Annotated in this window: 9 protein-coding genes and 1 pseudogene; 2 read left to right on the forward strand and 8 right to left on the reverse strand. The window is 52.3% G+C overall.

The genetic code is table 11. The features are described 5' to 3' along the window. Nucleotides 1-93 precede the first annotated feature (93 nt). The 7 genes from HUX64_RS18000 to HUX64_RS18030 are packed head-to-tail and all read right to left on the reverse strand — an operon-like array spanning nucleotide 94 to nucleotide 7,828. Nucleotides 94-1,254 (reverse strand): glycosyltransferase family 9 protein, encoded by a 1,161-nt coding sequence (locus HUX64_RS18000; protein WP_174627574.1) that lies wholly within the window; start codon nucleotides 1,252-1,254, stop codon nucleotides 94-96. Next, nucleotides 1,251-2,054, reverse strand: coding sequence for a glycosyltransferase family A protein (locus HUX64_RS18005; protein ID WP_174627575.1), 804 nt, complete (start codon nucleotides 2,052-2,054; stop codon nucleotides 1,251-1,253). The genes HUX64_RS18000 and HUX64_RS18005 overlap by 4 nt, the downstream gene beginning before the upstream one ends. Next, nucleotides 2,054-3,124: a glycosyltransferase family 9 protein gene (locus HUX64_RS18010; protein ID WP_174627576.1), complete on the reverse strand. Its 1,071-nt coding sequence runs from the start codon at nucleotides 3,122-3,124 to the stop codon at nucleotides 2,054-2,056. The genes HUX64_RS18005 and HUX64_RS18010 overlap by 1 nt, the downstream gene beginning before the upstream one ends. 29 nt (nucleotides 3,125-3,153) lie before the next feature. Continuing rightward, nucleotides 3,154-4,611: a PfkB family carbohydrate kinase gene (locus tag HUX64_RS18015; RefSeq protein ID WP_174627577.1), complete on the reverse strand. Its 1,458-nt coding sequence runs from the start codon at nucleotides 4,609-4,611 to the stop codon at nucleotides 3,154-3,156. After that, nucleotides 4,583-5,173: a D-glycero-alpha-D-manno-heptose-1,7-bisphosphate 7-phosphatase gene (locus HUX64_RS18020; protein WP_174627578.1), complete on the reverse strand. Its 591-nt coding sequence runs from the start codon at nucleotides 5,171-5,173 to the stop codon at nucleotides 4,583-4,585. The genes HUX64_RS18015 and HUX64_RS18020 overlap by 29 nt, the downstream gene beginning before the upstream one ends. Then, complete coding sequence (locus HUX64_RS18025; RefSeq protein ID WP_174627579.1) at nucleotides 5,164-5,895, reverse strand: SDR family oxidoreductase; 732 nt, start codon at nucleotides 5,893-5,895, stop codon at nucleotides 5,164-5,166. The genes HUX64_RS18020 and HUX64_RS18025 overlap by 10 nt, the downstream gene beginning before the upstream one ends. A 1-nt stretch (nucleotide 5,896) precedes the next feature. Then, nucleotides 5,897-7,828, reverse strand: coding sequence for a glycosyltransferase (locus HUX64_RS18030; RefSeq protein ID WP_174627580.1), 1,932 nt, complete (start codon nucleotides 7,826-7,828; stop codon nucleotides 5,897-5,899). A gap of 716 nt (nucleotides 7,829-8,544) precedes the next feature. Here HUX64_RS18030 and HUX64_RS18035 point away from each other — a divergent pair. Continuing rightward, complete coding sequence (locus HUX64_RS18035) at nucleotides 8,545-8,793, forward strand: hypothetical protein (protein WP_174627581.1); 249 nt, start codon at nucleotides 8,545-8,547, stop codon at nucleotides 8,791-8,793. A 178-nt stretch (nucleotides 8,794-8,971) separates the two neighbouring features. Further along, nucleotides 8,972-9,166, forward strand: coding sequence for a DUF2795 domain-containing protein (locus HUX64_RS18040; RefSeq protein ID WP_174627582.1), 195 nt, complete (start codon nucleotides 8,972-8,974; stop codon nucleotides 9,164-9,166). 313 nt (nucleotides 9,167-9,479) lie between these two features. Here HUX64_RS18040 and HUX64_RS20195 read toward each other — a convergent pair. After that, nucleotides 9,480-9,666: pseudogene (locus HUX64_RS20195) on the reverse strand (flavoprotein); the annotation flags it as partial.

Consider the following 9,666-nt stretch of genomic DNA (forward strand, 5'->3'; position numbering starts at 1 on the left):
CAGTTGCAAATAATCCTGGTTTGCGCCGGATGATTGCAGGTCGGTACGGATGATTGCAGGTTCAGTTGCAAATAATCTCGGTTTGTACGCCCGTCAGTTGCAGTTAATTCCGGTAGAAAATTGCGCTGATTGCTGGTTTACGGGTTTTTGATTGCAGGTTGTTACAACTAGGCGGCGCTCCAGCAGTTCCTCGCAGACGGCCAAGCATTGGTCAACAGTCACATTGCTGACAAAGGAGACCTGATGCCGGCAGGCTTGCTCCGTAAAGGGATAGTCGCCGCTGTGAATTCTGCCGCAATCGGCGCACTTCAGCATCCACGAAAGCAGAGGGCGATGCTTGGCCCGGGTGATTGGACTGGCATTGATTAAATTGCCGCACCAGTATATGCCGACGGTTTTAGCGCCGGCAGCCGTAGCCAGGTGTAAGGGGCCGGTGTCGTTCGCGATCACCAGCGCCGCCTCTGCACCGAGCGCCGCCAGGCCGCCGAGTGAAAGCTTTCCTGCCAGGCTGACAGCCCGATTATTAGTGAGCCGGACAAACTCATTCACTAGCCCGGTTTCGGCTTCTATGCCGGTGATATAGAGGGCGAAACCCGCTTCAAACAAGTAGTTGGCTACGGCCCCGAAGCGCTCGGTCGGCCAGCGCCGCCGTGCGTCACCGGCGCCGGGATGCATTATGATATAGGGCTGCTTGCTGTTACCGGCCGTGACAGCGGCGGCTTCAGCCCGATCGCTGTCGATAATCGACACGCGCGGAATAATTTGATCGGTTCCGGCGCCTATTAAAGCCACGGTTTCCAAATAACGCAGTATTTCATTCTGGTAGTAAATATAGGGGAGGGTTCTATCAAGAGGCGGCGCATCTTGAGCCTGTAGTCCCACGGTAAGGCGCGCGCCCAGCCGGCAGACAAAGGAGTTGGAATAGCGACCGCCGCCGTGCAGCTGGACGGCGATATCAAAGCGTTCGAGCTGCATTCTTGCAAAGAAGGCGTCAAGTGCGGCTTCATCAACCGGTGTTCCCGGCTCTTCGCCCACTCCGACGCAGGGCGGCGTACTAATGACGCGGTCAATGGTATTCACGCGGCCCGGCACAAAATCCTGATGCCAGGGCTTTCCTAAAAAAACAATTTCAGCTTCCGGATAGGTATCGCGCAAGGCCTGCAAGGCCGGCAAAACAAAGATAAAATCGCCGAGCCCATTGACACGCACCGCGGCCCTCTTCGACACATCCGGGACTTTTTCGCCGCTGCTCATGGATTGCGCTCCTTCGGAATATCAAATTGCCGGTTCGGAATCGTCGTAGGCGCCTCCAGGTGATAGGCGCCGGACGGAATCAGGCCGCAGCCGCCGTAGCGTTTCATGACGTTCAGCTGAGCGAAGACGTCTTCGCCGACATGCTCGCTTGGCAATTCTTGCCAAAAGTTGAAGCCGCCCGCGGCGCGCAGTTTTTCAGCAGCATACAGGACGCATCCGCCCACCCAGGCCACCTTGTATTTTCTTTGCCTTTGCGGGCTAAGCTGTAGCTTTTCCTGGACATGCAGAATATTGGCCGCATTATGAAGACTATGGCGCCGCCAGCTTGGGTCTTTAGGGGTCACAAGTTCCGGCTCAACCGCTCCCTCCCAGAACTCGATCGCCTGCTCCTGAGGCCGGTAATCCTTGCTGTAGGACAGGCCGATGAGAGCCTGTCCCACAAAGCCGATCTTTTCTTCTTCCAGGGCGCGCCGCATATTCTCTATAACAAAAGGCTCCAGCAGCACATCATCATCAAGATAGAGGCAATAGGGCGACGCCACGCAGTCCAGCAAAAACTGGCGCTGCTGAGCCAATCCTCGCTGTGGCAAGTTAGTCAATTGCTGAACCGGGCGGCCTTTTTTCTCTAACAGGCGAATGACGGTGCGGACTGAAGCATCCTGATAAACGGGCGTATCGCTTTGATCGGCAATAATGACTGTAAAGTCCATGCACTGCTGAAAACACAGTCCGGTGAGCGTCACTGCCAGAGCTGTGGGCCGGTTACAGGACGGAATTAATACCGTGATTCTTGCTTGCATTATTGGTTTTTTTCAAGTTCATTAACGGCCGCCGCAATCGCTTGAGGGGAGGCCTTGGGTTCAGCTATTCCCGCGAAAGACTGCAGCAGCCGGTTCTTGGTTCGAAGCGCCGGCGCCACCTCAAAATAAAGCACGCGATTTGGCACCCGCCAAGGCGTGTGCTGCGGATTGGTCATCGCATAGGCTACGACGACCGGGGTTCCGACTGCGGCGGCGATATGGATAGGCCCGGTATTATTCGAGATTAAAACCGGGGCCGCCGCAATCAGCGCAATGAGCTCCGCCACTGACAATTCGCCGGCGACGCTGATGGCCGCCGTGCCGAGCTGGCGCGTTATTGCCTCAACATACGCCTGCTCGCTGACGCTTCCGGTCAACACAATTTTATAACCTTGCCTGATCAGTAGCTGACAGGCCTGGATATAGTTGTTAGCCGGATAGCGCCGCTTTTCTTCGCTGACGCTCGCATGCAGCGCCAGCCACGGCTTATCAGGGTAAATGCCGATAGCGGCTAATTTTCCCGCTATCTTTTGCCGGCTCTCTTCAGGAACAGTCAGCGAAAGTCCAGTGTCGGACGTCACGGCGCCTGTCGATTCGACCAGCCGGAGCTGCCGTTCAACCTCATGGACTATATAGTCCAGAGGCTCTCTGTCAGGGAGCCACTGATTGATAAGCTGGTAGGGGTTTTCGCGGCAATAGCCTAACACGGTTTTAATGCCTGCCAGGTAGCAGAGCATCGCGGCCGGCAGCGGATTTTGGCTATAAACCGTAAAGATGACAGCCGCGTCAAACCGCCGGCTTCTTAGCTTATCGGCAAGCGCCAGCAGTTGTTGCTCGCCGTGAATTTCGGACGTCTTTACCCAAGGCACATCAAACGGGATGACGTCGTCTATTTCCTGAATAAACGGCGCAATCAGCGCGCCTGCGCTTGAGGTCAGCAAAGTTATTTTTCTGCCCGGAAGGGATTCTTTAAGCGCGCGCATAGCGGGTTGGCTCATCAGCACATCGCCTATATTATCGAGGCGAATGCAAAGTATATGTCGGTAGCGGTTCCATGCTTCAAAGCGCATTGCTCGTTTCCGGGACGCCGGCCAGCTATCTAATTTTTTAATTGGGGTAAAGCCGTTTGCCGGGCGTCGATCCCGGCCAAGAAGCTTATCTCAACTGCTTCGCTATAGCCTGGAATAACTGGCTCATTCGGGAGATTTTCGATGCTGTAGCCGCTGCCTTTTGCATAGACGTCCGGCTGAATAATGTTCAGCAGATTTATCGGCGTGTCTTCCTCGAATGTCGTTACTAGCGTTACCGCTTCCAGCCCGGCCAGTATGCGAATGCGCTCGTGCAGACTATTAGCGGGCCGATTGCTCCCTTTTAGACGTTTAATGCCCGCATCAGAGTTAAGGCCGAGGATCAGCACGTCACCGAGAGCCCGCGCCTGTTCAAGATAGGCGACATGGCCCCCCTGAAGCAGGTCAAAGCAGCCGTTCGTAAACACGATACGCTTGCCTTCCTTTTTAAACGCCTCAAGCCGGCCCTTGAGTTCCTGCCAGTCAGGGGTATATTTGCTGCTGCTTCCGAAGTAATGGCTCAGCTCGTTTCGGGTACAGGTCGCGGTAGCCGATTTTTGCAGGATCACTATTGCGGCGCACTGGGCAATCTCGCCGGCAACTTCAATAGAAGCACCGCTGGCAAGCGCCAGCGTAAGGGCGCTGACATAGGTGTCGCCGGCGCCGGCGGCCTTGCTGTTCTCAACGGGTTTTGAGAAAGTACGGTAAGGCGCTTTGCCGTGCTGAAACAACAGCGCCCCTTCAATATCAATCGTGGCTGCTACATAGGCAGTTCCGGTTTTTTTTAGCAGTTCCGGTCCATAACGTTTGAGTTGTTCGTGGCGGTGGCCGTTGGCGGCCGGTTCCGTGATAGCCAGCAATGTCACCAGTTCCTGGTAATTCGGCTTTGCGACCGTAGCGCCGATGTGGCTGTATTTATCGAGCGACTTCGCATCAATCACTAAAATAGTTTCTTTTTTATGTTGTAAAGACTTTAGGGCGCCGATAATGTTATCAGTCATAAGGCCGTAGCCATAGTCCGAGACAATGACGGCATCAACCTTGTGAAATTTATTTTTCAGTATTGCAATTATCCGCCGCTCATAATTTCTATCGATGGCTCTCGTTGTGCCCGCGTCAAAACGCACCAGCAGTTGACTGCCGGCCGCGACCCGTTGTTTGGTAAGGGTCTGGCGAGTCGGGTCAGAAATGATCAGCGACAGATCGAGGCCATGGCGCATGAGAGCGTCTTTCAACAGATCGGCCTCATGATCGCATCCCATAATGGACAGATAGTGGACATCAGCGCCTAATTGCACCAGGTTCACGGCCGTGTTAGCAGCGCCTCCCGGCACGGCCTTGACATTTTTAATATCAACAATCGGCACGGGAGCCTCCCTGCAAATGCGATTAGCCGCGCCATCCCAATAGACATCGAGCATGGCGTCGCCAATTACCAGTACATTTAAACCCTCGAAACGATTAATGGTAGCCAGATACTTGTCGTTCATACGCTCTCCTTCCCCGCTCGTAATCACAGATAATGTCAGCCGCTGCGGTCAGATTTTTGACCGAGTACCGGGGTTGCCGCCAGTCGCCCTTTAGCCACTCTGTCTCGTTGCCGTTATCGAAAAGAACCGTGCGGCAGCCGGCGCGATTGCCGGCTTCGACGTCATGCAGTATATCGCCTATCATCCACGAGACCGGCAGCTCAACCGCATGATCTTCCGCTGCCCGCAAGATCATCCCCTGCTTGGGTTTACGGCAATCGCAACCGTCGTCAGGTCCATGCGGACAGTAGTAAAAAGCGTCAATGTTTACAGCGTACGGCGCGAGCAGGAGTTGAATCTGCCGATTAACAGGCAACAGGTCGGATTTGTTAAATAATCCTCGGGCGATTCCCGCTTGATTGGAAATGACAATGAGTTGGTAGCCGGCCTTTTTTAGACGGTAAAGCGAGTGACCGGCATCTTCCATCAGCCGGATATGATGCGGATCGATATTGTACGGCACATCGTGAATAAGCGTGCCGTCCTTATCGATAAAAACGGCCTTCTTCCGCGTTATGGCCATGACGTCTCCCGCATCGGCAGCACCATGACTTCCGGAATCACGGTTTCATCCGGCTGAGTCAGCACAAAACGTACGGTCTCTGCCACATTTTTGGGATCCTGCAGGACAGCGGGATCGGTGTCGGGAAAGCGCTCGAGAATAAAGGGCGTGCGCATTCCGCCTGAAACCACAGCCGTCACCTTGATATTATCCCGCCGGGCTTCCGCATGCAGCGCGTGGCTAAAACCGAGCAAACCCCATTTGCTGGCATGGTAGGCGGTCGCCTCGGTCCAGGTTCGCTTGGCGGCCGTCGAGGTAATATTAACGATGTGGCCCCCGCCCTGCTGCTTCAGAATCGGATAAACGGCTTTTGCCAGCAGGAAGGGCCCGCGCAGATTCACGGCCAGCGTACGGTCCCAGTCAGCGATGCTTAAATCTTCAATCGACAGCGTGGTGTCGGTAGCGGCATTATTGATCAGCGCGTCAATTCGCCCATGCTCTGACATAATATTATCAACCGTTTGCCTGACATCTTCCTCGTTACTCACATCAAGCCTGTAGAAACAGGCAGTCCCGCCCGCATCATTAATAGCCTGAACCACATTCTTCAGTTGATCTTCCTTAATATCACATGCGCAAACAATGGCCTTCGCGCCGCCAAGCAATACCGCAGTCGCGGCCCCAAGCCCTTGCGCGGCGCCCGTGATAATAATTACCTTATCGACTACATTTTGCTGGCTCATGCTAGATTTTCCTCTTGATTAAGGTTTTTCCGGACAGGCTCACTACCTGGAGCCGATCCATGGACCATTGTTTAGGCGCCTGGACAATATTCCGGTCATCGGCGATAAGTTGCTGCTCGATCAAGTGACTGAGCACATGAAGGACATGCAGATGCAGTTCCTGAATACGCTCTCTGTCGTGGGACGGAATGATGATGTTGGTGTCGGTCAGTTCGCCGGCGGCGCCCCCTTCCTTGCCGAGCAGTCCAATACAATACATTTCCCGCTGCCGCGCCGCGCGGACTGCCTTGATCAGGTTCGGCGACTCGCCGCTTGAACTGATAATAAACAACACATCGCCGGCTCGCCCGTGCGCCTCGATCTGCCTGGCGAATACCTCATCAAAGCTAAAAGCATTAGCCCAGGCTGTCACAAATGTCGCATCTGCTGTCAGCGCCATTACAGACAGGCCGCGGCGTCCCCTAGCCTCAAACCGGCCCACGAGTTTTGCTGAAAAATGTTGCGCTTGCGCAGCGCTGCCGCCGTTGCCGCAGACCAACACCTTGCCGCCGCGGGCGAGCGAACGGTAAATGGCCTGGGCTGCGTCAAGGGTCAGCAGACGAATTTTTCCCCTCGATTTTTTAATGGTTTTGATCAATGACTCGAAGGAATCGTCGATATAGGAAAGTGAATCATTCTCGTCCTCGGCCCGTAACGGGTTCTGCATCGCAATCCGCTCGTACAAATTGGCCGTCAGATGAGCGGCCTTTATCCAGGTATAGTTTTCATTGACATGACGGATGGCGTTTTCCTTAAAGTACATCCTCAACTTGTTGCTGCTTAATAATTCCATAATGCGTCGGCCAAGCAGGACGGCGTCATCAGGCGGCACGAGAAAGCCGGTCTGGCCGTCGATAACGGTGGATTTAATACCGCCGACATTTGAACCGATCACGGGGGTTCCGCAAGCCATCGCTTCAAGGGGGGTAATGCCGAACGGTTCATACCAGGGCGTGGTGATAAAGACATCGGCAGCGCTGTAATAATAATGCAGCGTATCGCGAGTACGGCGGCCGACAAAAGTAACCAGATCGCTGACGTCCTCGGTGTGGGCTAATTGCTGCAGACAATCAATTTCGGGCATCATTGCAGGGTCAGGTTCATTGGCTTGTCCGCCTACAATCAACAGTCGCGCCGTGAAATTATGTGCCCTGCGCATATGACCTAACGCTTTTATGACATTATCAATGCCTTTTCGCGGCACTATACGACCGAGCTGCAGGAGGATTTTTTCCTTGGGATCCAGTTTTAACGCCATGCGCGCGAACAGCTTGTCAATCGGATGAATCTCAGACGGACGAAAGCCGTTGGGAATAATCGTAATTTTTTCGGGATCAGCCTGATACAGAGTAATTAAATCCTCGCGCTCTTGCGGGCATAACGCCACGATTTGATCAGACTCAGCAACGACCCGCTCTTCGATGGCAAAGCCCGCGTCAGGAAACCAGTCATTCTTGCCCTGATGAATTCTGCGTACTTTTGCCAGGGCATGGAAAGTAACGATGAAAGGGATGCCGAGTCTTTGCTTAATATCGCTCGCCACTAAGGCCGACATGAAAAAGTGAGCATGGATCAGCTTGTAGGGCTTATTTTCGCTTTCAATAAAATGCAGCATGTCCTGGGTAAAAGCCGGCATGTAAGGGAGCAGCTTTTCTTTGGGAATAAAGGTGACGGGGCCTGCCTTCATATGGATGACGCGGATGCCGCCCCGCCAGTTAATGATTTTCGGCATACGTTGATCATCCCAGCGGGTAAATACGTCGATTTCGTAGCCTAAAGCGGCCAGGTGTTCAGCCAATTCAGCCACCGCTATATTCTGGCCGCCGGCATCTGTGCCGCCGAGGGCGGCTAACGGCGATGCGTGTTCGCTTATAAGGGCGATTCTTTTCTTCATGCTTCTTTCCTTTGAAGCCAGCCAGGCTTAACTGCCTTGGCTATATAACGGAATGAGCTTGTATTCTGTCTTAAGGATCGAATTTGCCTCTTGGATCGGGCTTTCTGTCGCGCTTTTGATTCTCCCCGGACGCTGATCGGCCGCCTCAGGTATTGATGCGGCAGAATTAAAGCAAGAAGGCTCAGAGGATGTGTTGTGCAATCAATCATTGAGGCTTATCCTTATTTTTTTTCTGCCTGGTCCCGATTTTCAAGGCCGAACTCAATTGCCGCCTGTTGCCGAAAATCGCCCCGCAAAAATATCAAGTTTAGCGGGCGGCCTGTTCCAGAGCTGGCGCCAGCAATAAAAATAACGCCTCTATTGCCAGCCTATACCAGATGCCGCGCAGTTTCTAAAATTGAATTAAGAGCTAAACAGGCCAAAGATCACTGTTTAGACCAACGTATTGCAAAAAAACAGCTTTTTCTCCCTCAAGGCCACCAATGAACTGGAATAATTAATACCAATTTATCCTCAGGTATGCAAGCACTATCAGGATCACTTTTGAATTTATAGTCAGCGGATGGCGAATTATTCAGGCCTGAGCCTTGCAGATGAAGAAGCTATCAGGCTTTATCTGGCGGGAATTCACTGATAAAAAAGTACGCTTAAAATTAAGTACTTACCACGGCTCTCTGTACGTCGACAGCTTTAAACGCTGTCCAGCCAAATAGCCTATGCATACTGATGGCGGTAAACCTGTCGCCTTTCAGTGCAAAAGATGGGCAAGACACCCCAATCTGACGGTATTAACGCGGGTAAAAAATCAGCTAAGACCAGCCGTATCTGAAGCAGAATCAATGGTTATTGACACCGATTTTCGAGTTCGACAAGCAATTGAAATGTTATTCGGCAGGAGTGAACTGTACCAGAAACAGGCAAGGTTCGGCCGCCATTTCTGGAATCATTTACGAGTCAGCTCTTGATTCCCATTCATTACAAAGACAACCAGGTTTCGCTATGTGAATAATCAAAGACCTTGCATTAGAGAAATCATTGACTGTGGAATATTTACGGCTTTACAGGAAACTTATTACTACAAAACTACTCTTTGTAAATAAAAAATGGCAACCGTTTATAGTTAAATGAGCAATAGGAGGAGTTATGGCAACAGTTAACCCGATTCAAGTCCAGAAGTTTTTATCCGGCATGGATTATCCGGCGAGCAAAGAAGAAATTGTGACTCATGCCCAATCGCAAGGCGCCGATGACAAGGTAATGCAGACACTTCAGCAGTTACCGGACGAAAGTTTTCAGACCCCGGCGGACGTCAGTCAGGCTATCGGTCGAATTGAATAATTTTCCCGCAACGCCTCGGAATATTAAATAGCTGCTGTCAGCCACGGTGGATTGGCATGAATTATTTCTTAGCGGCTATACGAGTATCCGGCACACTGTCTTCAAGGCCAATGATTGCTGGAAAATAAGGGAAGAATATTGATTGTATGTATCTAGAGAGGGTGGATGTATCTAGGGAAGGGTCCTTCACAAAAGGACTTCTGCGGGTTTTCTTTCAAGCCAGCGAACTTGTGCTTAATCTTTGCAGTCATTGAACAGCGCTGTATAGCGCTTGCTTTAAGCGGGAAACGATATTTATGGTTATAGGTTCTGTTTCAGCCAGCTCTGATAATTCAGAGCGTTGCATGGCCAGTTCGTGTTTTAAATTGAGCATGCCGGCCGACGAGATGACCAGATGCGTTTCCCAGTCTTTCTGCACCTGTAAAATCTGCAACATTCTCACGCCATAGATAGCGCCGGTGGCGCCGGTCATGGCGATAATCAAGCGTTTTTTTTGTGTC

The organism is Candidatus Methylobacter favarea, assembly GCF_902806695.1.
GTDB classification, from domain to species: Bacteria; Pseudomonadota; Gammaproteobacteria; order Methylococcales; family Methylomonadaceae; genus Methylobacter_B; species Methylobacter_B favarea.

Coding starts and splice junctions, on each gene's coding strand:
- HUX64_RS18000 (WP_174627574.1), bottom strand. CDS start 1,254: ATGAGCAGCGGCGAAAAAGTCCCGGATGTGTCGAAGAGGGCCGCGGTG.
- HUX64_RS18005 (WP_174627575.1), bottom strand. CDS start 2,054: ATGCAAGCAAGAATCACGGTATTAATTCCGTCCTGTAACCGGCCCACA.
- HUX64_RS18010 (WP_174627576.1), bottom strand. CDS start 3,124: ATGCGCTTTGAAGCATGGAACCGCTACCGACATATACTTTGCATTCGC.
- HUX64_RS18015 (WP_174627577.1), bottom strand. CDS start 4,611: ATGAACGACAAGTATCTGGCTACCATTAATCGTTTCGAGGGTTTAAAT.
- HUX64_RS18020 (WP_174627578.1), bottom strand. CDS start 5,173: ATGGCCATAACGCGGAAGAAGGCCGTTTTTATCGATAAGGACGGCACG.
- HUX64_RS18025 (WP_174627579.1), bottom strand. CDS start 5,895: ATGAGCCAGCAAAATGTAGTCGATAAGGTAATTATTATCACGGGCGCC.
- HUX64_RS18030 (WP_174627580.1), bottom strand. CDS start 7,828: ATGAAGAAAAGAATCGCCCTTATAAGCGAACACGCATCGCCGTTAGCC.
- HUX64_RS18035 (WP_174627581.1), top strand. CDS start 8,545: ATGCATACTGATGGCGGTAAACCTGTCGCCTTTCAGTGCAAAAGATGG.
- HUX64_RS18040 (WP_174627582.1), top strand. CDS start 8,972: ATGGCAACAGTTAACCCGATTCAAGTCCAGAAGTTTTTATCCGGCATG.